Raw genomic sequence first — 17,382 nt, 5'->3', positions numbered from 1 at the left:
TTTTTACACTTTTAAAAGATCTTTAAATGAACTCCCATGGTCAAGGCTTGCAAAATACGGTTTTTTGCCCCCTAATCCTACTAGAGGAACTCCTGTAATATAGGAGGTGACTAATGTTAACGAGCGCAAATCGGTAGGATCTAAATCACTGACTCTGCTTTTTCCGCACGATCTTGCAAAAATTTGCATTTCCATCGTGATCGAATTGATATAATTCTCCACTCTTTCAGCGGCAGCTGTAGGATCTAATCTCGCCATTAACTCAGGATCTTGTGTCGCAATACCGACCGGGCATTTACCCGTATGGCAATGATGGCATGCACCAGGTTCTGTCCCTAAGGCATGGTAGTCTTCTATATAAATTGGCCGCTGGCAATTAAGGGCAATTAACATTGCTGAACCCATATAAACGACATCCGCACCTAGTGCGATGGCTTTCGCTGCATCAGCGCCATTGCTGATTCCGCCGCCGATAATTAGCTTTACTTCGTGCTTCATACCGATATCGTAAAGTGCTTGAGCTGCTTCAACTACAGCGGAAATGGTCGGAATCCCTGTATGATCCAATTGGATTTCCGGTGAGGCAGCGGTTCCTCCTTCCATTCCATCAATGACGACTGCTTCCACCCCAACCTTTGCCGCCAGCTTTACATCATCATAAACGCGTCCGGCCCCAATTTTAATAAAGATCGGCACTTCATAATCAGTCGCTTCCCGAATTTGCTCTACTTTTACCCCTAAATCATCTGGCCCCATCCAATCGGGGTGCCGGCACGGGCTTCGTTGATCGACTCCTGCAGGAAGATCCCGCATTTTTGCCACTTCTTCAGAAACTTTATGTCCAAGAAGCGTTCCGCCCGTACCTGGTTTGGCACCTTGGCTCACGACAATTTCTACCGCATCGGCTTTTTTCAAATCATAAGGATTTAAACCGTAGCGGCTCGGAAGCAATTGGTAGACCAATTTCTCCGAATATTCACGTTCTATCGGATGCATGCCCCCATCGCCCGTACATGTACTGATGCCGCATCTAGTCGCTGCAATGCCAAGCGCTTTTTTAGAATGAGCATTAATCGCCCCAAAACTCATCCCTGCAATCATGATCGGTGTTTCGAGTACGAGGGGACGTTTCACCTTTCCTTCTCCTATAACAACTTTTGTATCGCATCGCTCCCGATACCCTTCCAGCGGTACCCTTGACAGTCCTGCCGGAGTAAAGACGAGATCGTCAAAGGAAGGTAAGTCCATTCTTTTTGTAGCTTGGCCGCGGATGCGATATCGTCCAATCTGAGCTTTTTCTTGAATTTCTTCAATTTTTTCCGGACTCCACACCTTGCTTTTTCTTATAAGATTTCTTTCCATACGCGAAACTCCTTTTTATTAAAATGATGAAGCAAGCCGTTAGGAACAATTTTTTGAAAAGAGGGCGGCGGTTCTATTTGATAGAAATCAAGCAAACTCTTTATCTCATCTTTTTCCTCTTCCGACACTTCCTCTACCTTTGTTCCATTCCCCAGCTCCGCAATTTTCCCGCCAACATAGATCACTCCATCATACATGGAATCTCCCAGCGCTTTCCCAGCATCTCCACAAATAATCATTTTTCCTTTTTGCATCATAAAACCGGTCATATATCCGGTATTACCGCCAATAATTAAAGTCCCTCCCTTCATGCTGATTCCCGCCCTGGCGCCTGCCTCTCCTTTGACAACTACGATACCGCCTCTCAGCGAAGCTGCACAGGAAGACGCTGCATTTCCATTTACGACAATTTCTCCGCTCATTAAATTTTCACCAACTGCCCAGCCGCAATTCCCGTTTATGGTCGCTGTCACCTTATCACATAAACTCACTGCATAGTAGCCGACATCTCCGTTATAAATGAGATGAATCGGATCTGTTATGCATACTCCAAGGTTATGGCGTGCGAGAGGGTTTTCGATGATGACCTCCTTTATATTATTTTTCGCAAAATCCCGAATCATTTGGTTGATTGAAGTCACCGTTTCACTCTTGCAATCAATTACTATACTTTCTTTCACAGATTCCATACCAATACCTCCTCTGCCCCTGGTTCTCTTACTGGCAAGCTTTCCCCAAAGCCATTTGTAATTGCTAAGCTTTCAGAAGCAAAAGCGATGAAATCATCAGTTTCCGCAAGCACAATCGGCTTCATACTAAAAGGTTCTTTTGCTAAACCGACTGCTGTCGGCGTAACAGCAATATAGCTAAAAGAGCCGTCTAAATCATGAACAGATGCTGTCATTGCTTCTTTTAAGCTGGCTCCTTTCTTCATTTCATCTACTAAATAAACGGCAATCACTTCCGAATCGTTTCCGGTTATAAATTGATAGCCTTTCTTTTCGTAGTATGCTCTCAATTTAATGTAGTTTGTCACATGGCCATTGTGAATAATCGTTAAATCTTTGAAAGAATTGCAACAGAGCGGCTGCGAATGGGAAATATCGACTTTGCTTTCTGTCGCCATTCTTGTATGGCCTACAGCAACTTGCCCGTCATATACGGAAAGCTTAAATTGCGCATCTAAAAGATGAGCTCCCCCTAAAGATTTCAACACTTCAATCGATTCTCCGATGTTTGCGACTGAAATGTCTTCGTCCAGCTGACTGATTCCTTGAACAATATGTTGGATATCTCCTGAATGGAAAATTTTTGTTCTGACGTAATTGCCATGATCAGATGAATACAGCACATCTGCTTTATCTTTTAAGAAGGAAATGATTTTCTCCCCGTTGCCCCTTGTTTCATAATTCACATCAACATATAAGACGTTCTCTTCCTTTGGATGGAGAATGGCAACTCCTGTTGAATCAGGACCTCTTCGAAACAAACTGTCCAGCATTGCCAATATGACTTCGCCTGTTTTCCTTTTGTGATTTGGATTTTTAAAGATGACACCACTGATCCCGCACATCTTTTTTCCCTCCAGTCGTTGAAAAATTTTTGGAACTTTTTGTGAGAGGTTGTGGTTATATACAATATTCCATAATTTTTTCCCAAAAAAAAGCTCATTTTATCGAATATTGGGAAAATTACAAAAACCATGTTACCTTTTCTTCCATAGGATGGACTTTTTCATCCTTTGGTCATCTGTTTGGTACCCAGCCTAGTTCTTCGGAAATTTCATTTGCGGCTCTGATTGTGGTAGATATTAAACCGGCTAACTCATCTTTCGTAAAACGCGTTTCCGGCCCGGCAACACTTAAAGAGGCGATCACTTTATTTTCCCAAGAGAAAATAGGAGCTGCCACACTGGCGGTTCCTTCTGTTGTTTCCCCGAAAGAAATACAATATCCATGCTTTCGAATTAACATTAAATGTCGGTGAAGATGATCCACGTCTTTTATCCTTCCATTTTTTACAAGATCTTTAATCACTTGGCTTCTTGTTTTCTCTTCCAAGTATGCTAAAATCACTTTTTTCGAAGCACCTACGCATAAAGGAAGACGCATTCCAATCGGTTCGACAATTCTAAGCCAATGCGGCGAATCAACACAATCAATAAACACGCCTTCACATCCTTCCGGTACGGTCAAGTACACACTTTCCTTTGTTTTTTGGGCCAGCTTTTCCATAATTGGTACTGCAGCATTACGAACCGATAGATTGTCTCGTATGGAAAGACCTAATTGAAGCAATGTAAGGCCTAGACGGAATTTTCTCGTTTGTTTGTTTTTATACACAAATCCATACTCTTCTAAACAAGTCAGCAATCGGTGCACCGTTTGAACGGGAATACCGAGCTTTTTACTGATTTCCGTAGTACTCCACTCTTCTTTATTTTCGTTCGGCTGAATAGTTTGCAATAATAAAATCGTTTTCCGAATCACCTCTGACATCTAAACCCCTCCTATGTAAAAAAATTTACATAATGAGAATGGAATGTTTGCTTTTATATTAACGAAATAAAAAATGATACAACGTTGTTTTGTCAGATCGGCCAACATACTTTTTATATTTTTTCTCATATAATGAGATTTTTTACTGGAAGAGGTTGAGGGAGGAATTTAATAAACGAGCAAGTTGAGTTAATTTTTCTCTTCTCCATTTTCTGTGTTCTCTAGAGGCGAACTGGGGATGTGTATATCGGATCATGTAACAATTTGCGAATTTATTATCCAAGCAATATACGACAAAATAATCCGTCATTTGGATGCACTTGTTGAAAAAGCGCAAATTGCAGCTGGTTGACCTTGTATCCTGAAGGTCTCATAAAATGGGGGTGTCTAATAAGTCGTTTTTACGGCTTATTGACGCCCCTTTAATGTTTTAGAAACGTTGATATATCGATGTTTATGATTTTTGTTTTTAATGGGATTTGATTTTCTGGACAGCCCCATGTCTCTCTCGTGTCGTAATGAAAATACCAGCCAAAACGAATAGTACACTAGCCAGGATGCCCTTAATAGTTCTTCTTTAGTTGAATGGTTTTAGTGTACTCGATTACACTTTCGTGAAAGGTTCGTATTGACAACAATTTCCGCTTAGAATAAGGTCAATCCGTTTCGAAATTCACTTACATATTTAAATTGTCGGTTTTAGTATAATATTGTCTTTCAGTTACAAAACGCCTAAATAAATCCAAACCTTCATTATAAAATAAATGCTTTGATAAAAATTGAAACGTTTATCCTTTCTTTGCTTTAAAAAATACCCTCCCATGTAGACGGTTAGGAGCATAAAATCATTACATTTGACTGTCTACCTGTTAAGGGAAAATACGAGACCTGCTCAATTTTTAAAAATGGTAACATACTTACCATTTTGGAATATAAAATTAAGCAAACTTATCATAACGTTTTTCAGATGCGGCAGCCCCCTCGGAAATCGATGTAGATGACATCCCCTTTTTTCGTTTGCCATACCTTTTAGTGATGTCTCTTTTCATTCTGGCAATAGTCATAATTTCAAATTTGTCGCCGTCATCCAATTGACGGAGGATTTCGATTAGTTCCTGCTCTTCTGGAGAAAGTTCGTTTTTGTCATTTTGTTGATCGATCATTTCGTTTTCACTAACTTTTATAGATGGATCGGCAAAAAGAGCAGCTGAGGCTTTAAATAGATTCATTAGTGCTTCAGGATCTAAGCTGACCGAACTGTTTTCGCCTTTCAAGCATTTTATGGTTAAATCCTGAAATCTTTTAAACAATGGAGATTTTTTAATTTTATCGTCTTCAGCTGAAGCACGGTCAGTCATTTCTTGTAAACAAGAATTTGACGTAAATTTATCATTAGTTTCAGAAATCGGAACACTAGTCAAATAAGCCTCGCCGTATAGCAAGAAATCATTACTCACTCCTAAAACTCTGCTTATTAATGATAGATTCTCAGCAGAAACTGAAACTGCTCCTCTTTCAATTTTGCTTAGAGCGCTATTCGTAATACCAGTAGCTTTTGCCATTTCCTCAAGTGTCAAACCTTTTTCTTTACGAATTCGTCTTATCCGACTGCCCAATTCCTTTTTGAAATCGTTCATTTTTTGTCAACCTCTCTATAATCTTCCTAAAAGAAATATTTTTAGTCCTAAAGGAAAATTTTGTTGATTTTCGTCTTATAGGAATATATAATGTAATCAAAAGTGGTAACCGATTACCTTGTCAAACAAAAATAAAGTGTAAATAGATGTGAAAGTTCGACAATCTGCGTAAGTTTCCTAGTCCATTGGTCCAAAAGAACCGTCATAAGTCATATCATGAAGGTTACCGATGGACTATATATCCGTTTAAATAATCAGCGCGCAGCGGTTTATCCTTTATATTAATCATCACAACCGCTTTTGCAGCCTTGAAACTGAACTAGCAGTTGAATCATTGTACAACAATAGCATCGCGATCCAATGATTGGAATATGCAAGCTGTTGTTCCGGTGCAGATGCTTTGAATGAAACAGGTACAGCGTGCTGACTGAAAAATGCAGCATATCAAATGTTCTATATGCCCGGAAAGCCTTCTGATTATTGATCTTAACAATGAAAGAAATAGACGAGCTCAATCAAAGGCTATACCCATTCGAAGCATCAAGCAGAGTTTTGCTATCTAAAATAGTTCTTTGAGCTGTTGTATAAATACTTTCAAATTCATACATAAACTGTTGAATCACTGTCCTTTAAAAATTACCAATTTGAAGCATCGAGAAAACAACTTGTTCCCAACTACATCAATCAGTTGAAGATATACAAATGGAAATGCTTCACTGTTTTTTAATACCATCTGCATTAAATTCTCCGAAATGATAGATAGTCTCTAAATAGAGCTAGTACTGGCATGAATTGAGAAACTTGGTTCTTTTATTTATCCACAGTTTGGTTTTACAACATGATGAGCAGGCTTAATCTCCTGAACAATCTGGTCGATGTGAAGCTTTAAGGATGATAAAAGCTCCTGCTGCGTTTCTCCGTCCTCGTTATACATGAAAATCTTTCGGAGATAGCACCAGGACATAGTTAATCAGCAATAGATTTTTGAATCAACATCTCATAACGAATTCTAATCCTCAATATAGTTATGACTCCCTTTCATTCTACCAAAATTCGGCATAGGGAAACAGAATGATCATAGAAAGGAGTGATTTAAATGGCGGTTCGCAAACAACGCATCACTCCGTTAGGGTGGAAAATCAAGCGGCGTTTGGCAGAACTTGAAATGACCCATAAGGAGTTTTGCGAGCAGCATAAAATCCCGTTAAGCCGCCTTTCTGAAATTATTTCAGGAACACGTCAAAACCGAAAATATCGCGATAAAATTTTAAGAGAGTTGGAAATCGAAGAGGAGGGTCAACCCCATGCCGAACAAGTGCAGCATGTCGGTTGAAACTGAATAATTTATAACAAATTAAGCAGAAGAAAAAACTCATTTGGTACGATGGTTAAAATTGTGGAAACTATTATTTCTGCTCTAGCCGCTCAATATCGTTTCACTGCCATCCGTACTCGCAGCGTGAATAGGTACATAAAGAAGCTAAATGATATTTAATTGCCTTATACAGCTAGTTAGATAATAGGGTTGGTTATCCAAAATCATCCCAACATTTTTGGAACGGATGATGTAAAATATTTCCAAAAATGTTATGTATTGTTGTATTTTTCGGGATTTATTCGTATTGGCACATGCCTACATGTTGTAACGGGGTGAAATATAGGTGATTTTCAAAAGAACAAAGCAAGAAAATTCGTATTTTAATTTTGATCAAGGGAAAGGCAATATAAGTATCACGAAAGGCAGTGAAATTGAAAAGCAAATCTTAATGATCGACCTAACAGAAAAAGATTTACAGATTATTAATGCTATACAGCCATTCGTAATAGAAAAAATTGATTTAATTGCTGATAGATTTTATAAGAACTTGGAAAAAGAACCATCGCTTTTAAAAATTATTAATGATAACAGTTCGATAGAAAAATTAAAAAAGACGCTTAGACAACATATTGTTGAAATGTTTAACGGAAGAATAGATGCAGCTTTCACTGACAAAAGAATTAAAATTGCACATATGCATGTAAGGATAGGTCTTCAAACGAAATGGTATATGTGTGCATTTCAGGATCTATTTTTAGCACTTATGGATATTATCCAACAAAATATGATGAATAAGGAAGATTGCTTTCTTGCCATAAGAGCGGTCTCTAAAATTATAAACTTAGAACAACAATTGGTATTAGAGGCGTATGATACTGAATCAATAAGATTAAAGGAAGCAATTGCAATAGAGGAACAAAAAAGGTCAGTTCGTAAAAATGTTGCAAAAGCATCTCAAAATCTGGCTGCAATCTCGGAGCAGACAAATGCTTCTTTCCAGCAATTAATCGCGCAATCAAACGAAATCGTTTCCCTTGCAAAAAACGGAACTAGTCTATCTCTAACCGCACAAGAACGTGCCGAAAAAGGAAAAGAACATATGCATCAACAGACATTAAACATGTCGAACATTTATAGTGCCGTTGATAATATATCAAATGATGTCCATTTATTATTGGAAATATCAAATAAAATGCAAGAAATCGTCGGCATTGTTACTGGAATTGCTGACAAAACCAACTTATTATCGCTTAATGCTGCCATAGAAGCTGCAAGAGCAGGTGAATCTGGCCGCGGTTTTGCTGTTGTAGCTGAAGAAGTCCGTAAATTGGCCGAACAAACTAAGAATTCAGTTTCAAAAGTATCTTCTCTCATTCAAAATACCCAAAAACAAGTAGAGGATCTTACAAAGTCGCTTGAAAAAATAAAAACAGAAGTGAATAACGGCCATCAAAACATGCAAGAAACAGAGAAACACTTTGAGCAAATTTTGGACACGATGGCTAAAACAATGGAGCAAAACAATAAAATCGAGACGGAATTGATATCGTTTGTAAATGTGGTAAATGAATTAGGAAAAGCGTTTGAAGAAGTGTCCCACTCTGCAGATCAATTAACGATGATTACAAAAGAAATGAACTAATCTTTCGAAGAGAGAGTTGGAAAATTGCCCAATCGACTACTTAAGAGATGCTGTAATTATACTGTGTCTCCCCCTTTGTAAAAGAGTTCTCACCTGTTGCATCGAAGCATGAGAAGCTGAAAAAAAATGCATACTATACAAGAACCGGGAGATGTTCTGTTGGTACGTGTCTCGGTTCTTTTTTATTTGCAAAATAAGTCTGCTTATGCAGTTAATGAAGCGATTTAAAAGGTCGGAAGCATTCAACTATTCGGATGCGGTCATTCACACATTTTAACAGATGAAGTACTTTAAAGCGTGCGGATCAATCCATATCGAATCACCAATACTTTATGAAGGTGCGCTTCGTTCGCCAACGTTGGATTTAATAGTTGATGTGCGAATTTTTGTAGATCTGTTGCGAAAAACACAGTTTAAAAGCTCTCAAACTCTTGATAACAAGGTTTTAAGATTTTTTCAATATTTCCACAAAAATATATAAAAATCAACGTTTAAATATGGAATTTTTTACACTAATTCCCTTATAATCAAAATGATAGCAGCTACTAAGCAATATGAAAGAATATTAGAACAGCTCCAATTAGACCAAGCTGACAAATATACCATTTTATTTAATGGAGGATTTATGATGTATGGTCAATAAAAAGAAGCTTGCGTTTTTCTCCCTGTTATTTTTTATAGCCTTCACAATTATAGGGGACGCATATATTTATTATTTAGATGGAAAAGTATTTGAAAGTGATTTTAAGTATACAACAGATGTGGAAAGTGAGAAGTTAAATCGAGAGTACATACAAGATTTAGACCGACTGAGCAAAGAACTAAATTTAAAAATATATGTCGTATCATCAACCGTTAATTCTAGTAATTCTGCTACCTATACGATCTATTCTACAGAGGAACATAAAAATTATTTTAAAAAAAGAATATTAGTAAAGAATGATCATTCTATATTTAAATCGTTAATTAGCGGCAAGAGAGAAATTATATTTAAACCCTTTAGCGATATTACTGAGATAAAAAAAGAAGAATACTTTTATGTTTTTGGCACTAAAAAAAGCGTGGAAAAATTGCGTTCTGAAACAATTGATAAATACGGAATGAGCAAACCCGAAGAAAACCGCTATCAAAATGATGCAATATTTATGATTATTTCGGCTTGGACCTTTGTGTTTTTCATTATATTCTTATATACCATGTTTGAGGTTAATAGCCTAAAAAAGGAAGTTTTAATTAAATATTTTAATGGGTCTGATAAGAAAAGTATAATTGTTCCCTTGATGATTACAAATTCAGTAACTATTATTAGCAGTGCTTTTATTGGTATGTTACTAGCGATTTTTATAACTGAATCATCTAAGTTTCTATTAATATCAGTTCTCATGTTGTTTGTTATCGTACTTTCTACAAATATTCTCTATCTTATGCTTCGCAATTTGGATATTAAGAAAACATTTGTAAGAAGCTATTACACATTAGGATATAAAATATTAGCCTTTTTTATATTGTTTATCATAACTGTAACCTTAATCTTAACTTTAACCTTCAATCTGAAGACGATTTACGATGCTATATTAACAATTAACCAGAGGGATCATTGGGAAGAATATTATGATTACGATAATGTCCTCTTTTTATTAAAAAACTATACCGAAACTACGAACTTTGAAACAGAAAGAGAATATGCAGTTAAATTTTATAATGATTATCTCGATAAATACCGAATTCATTTATCATTTGATTTTTCAAACAATGGCGGTATTTCGTCAAGTATGGTGAATGTAAATGAGTCTATAGTGTATTTGAATAAATATGCGAAAAAGGAAATTAAAGATTTAGGAATTGATTTAAATAAACTGAAAGAGGACAGATATTATCTCATTTCTAGATATACAGATGCGGAATTAAAAGAAAAAGGTATATTTGATCCATCAACACCTAATGAAATTACCAACTTGTTACAAAATGATGACGGGATTTTTGAAACAATAACTATTAAAAATCCTTACACATTATTAATACATGATATTAATATGGAAAATTTAGCTGATAATTATAAGAAAAATCCTATCATTATTTTTGATACCCATAGTAAATTACCTAGTAATGAAATGGGTTTCTATGTCTTTAATTCATTAGTTAAATTTAACAATGACAATAATTTTGAAGCTTTTATTAAAAAAATTGGCTATGAAGATGAAATTTTCTATAAAAATAACATAAAAGATTTATATTTAGAAAAACGTGCTGAAAAAATATTAGTTTTATTAATCAATATCATTTTAAGCATTATGTTGTTAATCTTATTTAATATTTCTTTATCTACCATTTTAAAAATGGATTTTAATTCTAGAGCCATTGAAATAGCACTTCATAAAGTATTCGGAAAAACTTTTTTTCAAAGGTATAAAGGTGTATTCAGATTGTTAATTGGTGCCTTCATTTTAGGTGTGGGAATTGCCTTAGCGGGAAAAATTATGTTCTATCATTTCTCTTTCCTTTATATTTTTTTCGCAAGTACAATTGTGCTGATAAATACTATTGTCATTCTTTCACTGTTTATAAATAAATTTGAACAGATAAGCATATCCCGCGTATTAAAAGGGGGTATATAAAATGCTGGAAATCAAAAATATAACAAAAAAATTCGGGAATCGTGTTCTATTCGAGGATTTCTCTTGTTCTATCAAGCAAGGTGAATTTGTCGTATTCAGCGGAAAGAGCGGCAGCGGGAAAACGACGCTTTTAAATATAATAGGAGGGATTGAAAAGGTAGATGCAGGGAAAGTATTTATCGACGGCTTAGATCTTTCGAAAAACGATGATATTCTTAAGGCATATAGAGAGAAGCTCGGATTTCTTTTTCAAAACTTTGCATTAGTAGAAAATAAGACTGTTGAAGAAAACATTCTGATGATCGACAAGAAATATAGAAACAATACCACTGTTTCAGCAGCATTAGAAAAAGTTGGATTGAATGGTTACGAAAAAAGAAAAATATATACTTTGTCCGGTGGAGAACAGCAAAGAGTAGCCATTGCGCGTCTGTTTATGAAAAAATGCAGTATTATATTGGCAGATGAACCGACAGGAAGCTTGGATAAATATAACGCCAATCTAGTGATGGAACATGTAAAAGAACTTAATAGATTAGGAAAGACCATTATATTGGTTACACATGATGAGGAATTAAAAAAAATGGGAGATGTTATCATTGAATTATAAAAAAAATTGTTGTCATATTTTCTTTATATTTCGGCATCCACACTTATGCCAATGGCCAATTGGTGAAAACATATGCGAAAGGATTCGAACAAAACCCATTAGGTGATTATGCGAAAAACGAATCAGATATGGTTCTTATAGTATATGAAGCCCCCCTTTTCCAGATATATACCAATTTATCAGTGCTGGCTCGAGGAAGCGATCATTAACATGTATCAAAGTGGCATGAGTACGCGTGAAATTAGCAAGTTTATTGAACGAATTCTAGGAAATGCCTACTCCCCAACAACGATTAGTCATATCACGGATGTGGTAAAGGAAGACATTGTAAAAAGGTGAAACAAAAATAAGAATAGTGATAGGATATGATGGTAAGATATGGACAGCATTTCCAGTAAAATAACTTTTGAATACAATTTTGTAGTTGATAATGGAATTATTTCAAATAAAGATAAACGTGATGTTCCTACCATATTAGCGGTAGAAGCTACACTTACAATAAAAATCAATAATGAGTTATACTTTGAAACAGAACTTGCTATTTTAGAATTCTATAAAGCATTATACGAATGGAAAAACAGAGTCACAGATGAACATATTCCAGAATTCCATTATTATACGATTGAATATGACGATTATGAAGATGGTGCTATTCTGTCTTTAATTCCATTTTCAAATAAAGCAAGAGTGAAATCTATTTGGGCAGAGCAAGATTTGTACAATGTTTTTGATTTAGACTATATCGTAAGGGAATTTATTCAATTAGAGCAAAATCTAAAACGAGATATAGAAAATTACTTTGGAATCGAATTGAAAAAATTCATAAAACATATCCCTTTGATGAAAGGTCCTTATTCGGATGATTATTAGCAAATAAAAGAGAGACTTGAATTAAACAAGTCTCTCTTTCTCTTTTCAAGAAAATATTAATATTAAAATTAATGAATTTTTCGGTTTGGTTTTTTAACTTTCTTCTGTCATATGTTTTCCTCTCCTTCTACCAAAAAATGTTTCAATGCAAACCGTTTAATATACCGCCCGTCTTTTTCTTTGTAACCAAAGAAGTCATCCACTTCCCTCGCCCAAACTTTATCTGTTGAAGAAAACATTCTATGATCGACAAGAAATATAGAAACAATACCACTGTCTCAGCAGTATTAGAAAAAGTTGGATTGAATGGTTACGAAAAAAGAAAAATATATACTTTGTCCGGTGGAGAACAGCAAAGAGTAGCCATTGCGCGTCTGTTTATGAAAAAATGCAGTATTATATTGGCAGATGAACCGACAGGAAGCTTGGATAAATATAACGCCAATCTAGTGATGGAACATGTAAAAGAACTTAATAGATTAGGAAAGACCATTATATTGGTTACACATGATGAGGAATTAAAAAAGATGGGAGATGTTATCATTGAATTATAAAAAAAATTGTTGTCAAATTTTCTTTATATATCGGCATCCACACTTATGCCAATGGCCAATTGGTGAAAACATATGCGAAAGGATTCGAACAAAACCCATTAGGTGATTATGCGAAAAACGAATCAGATATGGTTCTTACAGTATATGAAGCTCCCCTTTTCCAGACATATACCAATTTATCAATAAGTAATAGCAAAGATAAAGTGGATTTAATTGTTTTGACCCCTCTTTATATGGTCTTATTGTAAAAGATGATGAAAAATATAAACATATTCTTCAAAAAAAGCAAAATGCTATTAACGAAATAAAATCCGTGGCAAAAAAAGAATGGGGTTTAAACTTTTAAAATGAAAAAGAGAACTAGCACACAAAACATGAACTAGCACCCATTAAAAGTAGCCCTTATGCGTTTTTGTTCAGAAAATAAGATCTGCTGGTGCAAACATTGGGGCAGCTTTTTAAAAAAGGTTTCTCAGACTTTTTTATTGATCTTTTGTGAGTTCTGGTCACGTTTGACCAAAGCATGTCGTTTAAAACAGGCAGACAACCTTTGTTCGTTGTCTGCCTTGATACATGCTTAATTTTCAGATAAGGATGCTGCTTCTGCTCTGACAAGCCCTTTTGAAATTTTTCCGGACGGAGTGGTCGGCAGTTCATCTTTAATCACTAAATATTCTGGAAACTTATACTTTGCAAATCCTTTTTCCTGCAAATATTCTTTAATTTCCTCCAGATCAATCGTTTCATTTTCTCGCAAAGAGACGAAGGCGCAGCCCCGTTCGCCTAGACGAGGATCCGGAACACTGACGATTGCCACTTGTTTGATTTTCGGATGCATTTGCAATGCTTCTTCAATTTCTGAAGCATGATATTTTAATCCGCCGCGGTTAATCGTATCTTTCGTCCGTCCGACGAAATGAAGGTATCCTTTTTCATCAAGCCAGCCTTGATCCCCTGTTAAAAAATAGCCATCTTCCGTAAACGACTGGGCGGTTACTTGCGGATTTTTATAATATTCAATAAATAAGCTTTCTCCTTTAAAAGCGATTTCTCCTATTTCGCCCGTCGGAAGCGGTTTGTGCCGTTCATCTACAATGATGACTTCCCCGACCGGAGCCGGTCTGCCAACTGTTTCCCATGTTAACGAAGCTTCATCGCCCGGACGAGTAAAGGTTCCTGCACAAATTTCGCTCATGCCCCACTGAGCAGCAACATCGCAGTTTAATGTAGCCCTAAGATCTTGAACCATTTTCGCCGGTATTTTTGTTCCCCCAGTTAAAATAAGCCGAGGATTTAAACCGCTTACATTTTGCTGTTCGCACTGTCTTAATAAGTCAATTAAATGTGCGGGTGCAGCAGTCAAAAAAGATACTTTTTCTTTTTTCAATAAGTCGATAATTTCATTTGATTTATATTCTGGATAAAGTAAATGCTTCGCTCCATATCGAAGGCTAATGATAATCATCGGCAGTGAAAACATGTGGCATAATGGAGTTAAGCATAAAATGGTATCATTGTCCGTTATTTGATACTCCTTGCCATTTAGCAGATGGCACGGAACAAATGTCCGGAATGTATGAAGAACTCCTTTAGGATTGGACTCTGTACCTGATGTAAATAATATGATGCACGGATCATCAAAAGCCGGTAAGTTTTCATGTATGTCTTGATCAGAAACGGAATCAGGTTCTGATTCAAGCAAAGCTGTGATACTTATGCTGCGGTCATTCTTCTTTTCCCCTGCCACCAAAACATGCTGTAAATGAGGAAGCTGAGCCTTCAATTCATGAGCAAGTTGTTCATGATTGAATCCCTTCCAATTGTCAATTGTGACAAACGCTTTCGCTTCACAATGTGAAAGCATATATTGCAGCTCTTTTTTCCGGTAGTTTGGACTGAGCGGATTAAACACTAACCCAATTCTCGATGCAGCAAGATGTACGACAACAAATTCCCAGCAATTGGGCAGCTGTGCAGAGATGGCATCGCCTTTCTTCAAACCTAGCTGTATAAAATGCCTCGCCAATCTTAATGATAATTGATTCAAATTTTCAAAAGTATAGAAATTGTCCCCTTCTGCAAAAGCAACACGGTCTTTAAATTTTTTTGCCGATTCTTCAATCAATTCATGAATCAGCACATTTTCAGTCATCCGGTTTGCTGCCATTCAAATCCCTCCCATCAAAAGTAGACGGAAAACCGCCTTCTTACATACATGGCGGTTTTCCGATTGAGTTTATCAAAAACAACCTTTGCCTTCAGCTTAAAATTAAGACAAAAGGATGTTTTTGACATGTTCAGGAACAGGCACTGCTTTTGGCCGATCTTCTGCGACAGATGTCCATGCTCTCACTTCATGGCCTTCTGCTACAACTTGATCCCCTTTTTTAAACGTATGCTTGATTTTGAAAACTTTGTTGTTAACTTCTACTACTTCAGAATGGACAGCTACCTCATCATCATAAAGAAGAGGTGATTTAAACTGGCAAAATGCTTCCAAAAGCGGTGTAATGATCTTTTCATCCGATTGCAGCTTCGCCACAGGAAAGCCTGCGGAGCGCAGCAATTCATGCGAGGCTTGATCCATCCATCGGTAAAAATTCGGGTAAAACACGATGCCAGCAGCGTCTGTATCTCCCCACACTACTCTAAACGTATAAATATTTTTCATGTTTATATCCATTCCTTTCGCTTCGCTCAAGGCACAAAACGTAATGAAACAATTGTGCCACCGGCGTTATTTTTATTATTCTAAAGTCATAGGGATAACAGTCAACTACAAATCACGCGGAGGTGAGTGGGCCACTCTGGTTGCAGGGTGACCGCATGTTTATATGTGTAGATTGCCTTTCCAAGCACAAATAAGTGTGACTTCGAGCACGCAGACTTATCTTTGTATAAACAACTACTCGTTTATTGCTGGGCAATCAGTCAATGCTGTCTATCCCTATAATTCTCTGAAAGGATCATTCCCTATGGCCTTAAAAATTGTATACCCTATCTGTTGTGGAATCGATGTCCACAAAACCTTTGTTGTTGCCTGTATTGCCTCAACAATCAAAGGAGTTACAACTTACAAACGCCATCGCTTTTCTACCTATACAAAAGGATTGAATGAGCTGTCACAATGGCTTTGTGAAAATAACTGTAAGGATGTCTGTATGGAATCTACCGGGAAATACTGGATTCCTGTGTTTAATGTACTTGAAGCTTCCTGCAACATCACTCTTGCACACCCTAAGTACGTCAAGGCGATCCGTGGCAAGAAAACAGATAAAAAAGACGCCAAATGGATTGCTGATTTATTTAAGCATGACCTTGTGGCTGGAAGCTTTATGCCACCACTTGAGATTAGACAGCTGCGTGACCTTATGCGCTATCGTTTTAAACTGACTAATTTTATGTCAAGTGAGAAGAACCGTCTTCAAAACAGTTTAACCGTGTCTAACATCCAGCTTGGAAATGTTGTTTCAGATACCTTCGGCAAAAGCTCTATGAACATCATTGAAAAGCTCCTTAAGAACCCTTTAGACACTTCTTTTGATATTGAACCTTTAATCCACGGCTCCATGAAGAGTAAACTGCCTGAATTGGAGTTAGCCATTGACGGATTTATTACACCGGAGCAGGCTGAAAAATTAAAGGTGATGAAACAGCACTATGAAGACCTTCAATCTCGTAAAGCTGACCTTGAAAAAATAATTCTTTCCCTTGCCGCGTCCTACACAGAGGAAATGAACTTGATCTTAACTGTTCCGTCCTTTAAGAACATCTTTTCCGCCATTGCCGTGGTTTCAGAAATAGGTGTCAATATGAACGTGTTTCCGACAGCTAAGCATTTATGTTCCTGGGCAGGACTTACACCCACAAATAACGAGAGTGCCGGCAAGAAAAAGTCAGTAAGAATTTCGAGAGCAGGCTGCTACATCAAGCCTCTTTTGGTACAGTGTGCCACCGCTGTAGTCAAAAGTGAAAAACATCCCGAAATTCGAAACCGCTATTTGAAACTCAAAAAGCGCAGGGGTCACAAACGAGCAATTATTGCCATTGCACGTATGCTTTTAACAGCTATCTACAACATTCTCAAAAAGAAAGAACCATATAATCCGAATTTATATAAAAAAGCTGATGTTCTTCCAGTAAACCGTGAAATCACGGTAGAACAAGCTCTTTTATTAGCTAAATCCCAAGGGTTTCGTATAATTACTGTTGCAACCTAACCTTTATATCCAAATATTTCCATCAAGGTCATCGATCGATGGCTTATTTTACTATG

Annotated in this window: 14 protein-coding genes and 1 pseudogene; 8 read left to right on the top strand and 7 right to left on the bottom strand. The window is 36.7% G+C overall.

Features of this window, described 5'->3' with window-relative positions:
• Positions 1-3: 3 nt before the first annotated feature.
• The 5 genes from NSQ71_RS06515 to NSQ71_RS06495 form a co-directional block, all read right to left on the bottom strand.
• Entirely contained in the window at positions 4-1,362 is a 1,359-nt protein-coding gene (locus NSQ71_RS06515) for an FMN-binding glutamate synthase family protein (protein WP_063389442.1), read from the bottom strand.
• The gene (locus NSQ71_RS06510) at positions 1,344-2,051 is read right to left on the bottom strand and encodes a GltB/FmdC/FwdC-like GXGXG domain-containing protein (protein ID WP_063389443.1); all 708 of its coding nucleotides are present in this window, start codon (positions 2,049-2,051) and stop codon (positions 1,344-1,346) included. Before NSQ71_RS06510 ends, NSQ71_RS06515 begins: the two co-directional genes overlap by 19 nt.
• Complete coding sequence (locus NSQ71_RS06505; protein WP_063389444.1) at positions 2,039-2,935, bottom strand: class II glutamine amidotransferase; 897 nt, start codon at positions 2,933-2,935, stop codon at positions 2,039-2,041. The genes NSQ71_RS06510 and NSQ71_RS06505 overlap by 13 nt, the downstream gene beginning before the upstream one ends.
• A gap of 172 nt (positions 2,936-3,107) precedes the next feature.
• Positions 3,108-3,860 carry an IclR family transcriptional regulator gene (locus NSQ71_RS06500; protein ID WP_063389445.1) on the bottom strand — a complete coding sequence of 251 codons (753 nt, stop codon included), beginning with the start codon at positions 3,858-3,860 and terminating at the stop codon, positions 3,108-3,110.
• Between the two features lie 938 nt (positions 3,861-4,798).
• Positions 4,799-5,497, bottom strand: a complete 699-nt coding sequence (locus tag NSQ71_RS06495) for a helix-turn-helix domain-containing protein (protein ID WP_144598256.1) — start codon at positions 5,495-5,497, stop codon at positions 4,799-4,801.
• A 1,096-nt stretch (positions 5,498-6,593) separates the two neighbouring features.
• On the opposite strand from NSQ71_RS06495, the gene NSQ71_RS06490 reads away from it, so the two are divergent.
• From NSQ71_RS06490 to NSQ71_RS06460, 7 genes and pseudogenes are all read left to right on the top strand, one after another.
• Positions 6,594-6,830, top strand: a complete 237-nt coding sequence (locus tag NSQ71_RS06490; RefSeq protein WP_063389449.1) for a hypothetical protein — start codon at positions 6,594-6,596, stop codon at positions 6,828-6,830.
• Between the two features lie 328 nt (positions 6,831-7,158).
• Positions 7,159-8,457 (top strand): globin-coupled sensor protein, encoded by a 1,299-nt coding sequence (locus NSQ71_RS06485; protein ID WP_340733420.1) that lies wholly within the window; start codon positions 7,159-7,161, stop codon positions 8,455-8,457.
• Positions 8,458-9,089: 632 nt separating this feature from the next.
• A complete protein-coding gene (locus tag NSQ71_RS06480) occupies positions 9,090-11,072 on the top strand; it encodes a bacteriocin-associated integral membrane family protein (RefSeq protein ID WP_340733419.1) in 1,983 nt (660 codons plus the stop codon).
• A gap of 1 nt (position 11,073) precedes the next feature.
• The gene (locus NSQ71_RS06475) at positions 11,074-11,682 is read left to right on the top strand and encodes an ABC transporter ATP-binding protein (RefSeq protein WP_340733418.1); all 609 of its coding nucleotides are present in this window, start codon (positions 11,074-11,076) and stop codon (positions 11,680-11,682) included.
• A 186-nt stretch (positions 11,683-11,868) separates the two neighbouring features.
• A pseudogene (locus tag NSQ71_RS06470) lies at positions 11,869-12,015 on the top strand (transposase); the annotation flags it as partial.
• 45 nt (positions 12,016-12,060) lie between these two features.
• Positions 12,061-12,552: a DUF7878 domain-containing protein gene (locus tag NSQ71_RS06465; RefSeq protein ID WP_066246766.1), complete on the top strand. Its 492-nt coding sequence runs from the start codon at positions 12,061-12,063 to the stop codon at positions 12,550-12,552.
• A 242-nt stretch (positions 12,553-12,794) separates the two neighbouring features.
• Entirely contained in the window at positions 12,795-13,106 is a 312-nt protein-coding gene (locus NSQ71_RS06460; protein WP_340733416.1) for an ATP-binding cassette domain-containing protein, read from the top strand.
• Between the two features lie 577 nt (positions 13,107-13,683).
• Here NSQ71_RS06460 and NSQ71_RS06455 read toward each other — a convergent pair.
• Together NSQ71_RS06455 and NSQ71_RS06450 are read right to left on the bottom strand one after the other, a co-directional pair.
• A complete protein-coding gene (locus NSQ71_RS06455) occupies positions 13,684-15,273 on the bottom strand; it encodes a class I adenylate-forming enzyme family protein (protein ID WP_340733414.1) in 1,590 nt (529 codons plus the stop codon).
• A gap of 102 nt (positions 15,274-15,375) precedes the next feature.
• A complete protein-coding gene (locus NSQ71_RS06450) occupies positions 15,376-15,777 on the bottom strand; it encodes an acyl-CoA thioesterase (protein WP_063386378.1) in 402 nt (133 codons plus the stop codon).
• A 304-nt stretch (positions 15,778-16,081) separates the two neighbouring features.
• On the opposite strand from NSQ71_RS06450, the gene NSQ71_RS06445 reads away from it, so the two are divergent.
• Positions 16,082-17,326, top strand: a complete 1,245-nt coding sequence (locus NSQ71_RS06445; RefSeq protein ID WP_340733413.1) for an IS110 family transposase — start codon at positions 16,082-16,084, stop codon at positions 17,324-17,326.
• Positions 17,327-17,382 lie beyond the last annotated feature (56 nt).

Source organism: Aeribacillus sp. FSL M8-0235 (assembly GCF_038000355.1).
Lineage (GTDB): Bacteria > Bacillota > Bacilli > Bacillales > Aeribacillaceae > Aeribacillus > Aeribacillus composti.
This window is presented reverse-complemented; position numbering and strand designations above follow the sequence as displayed.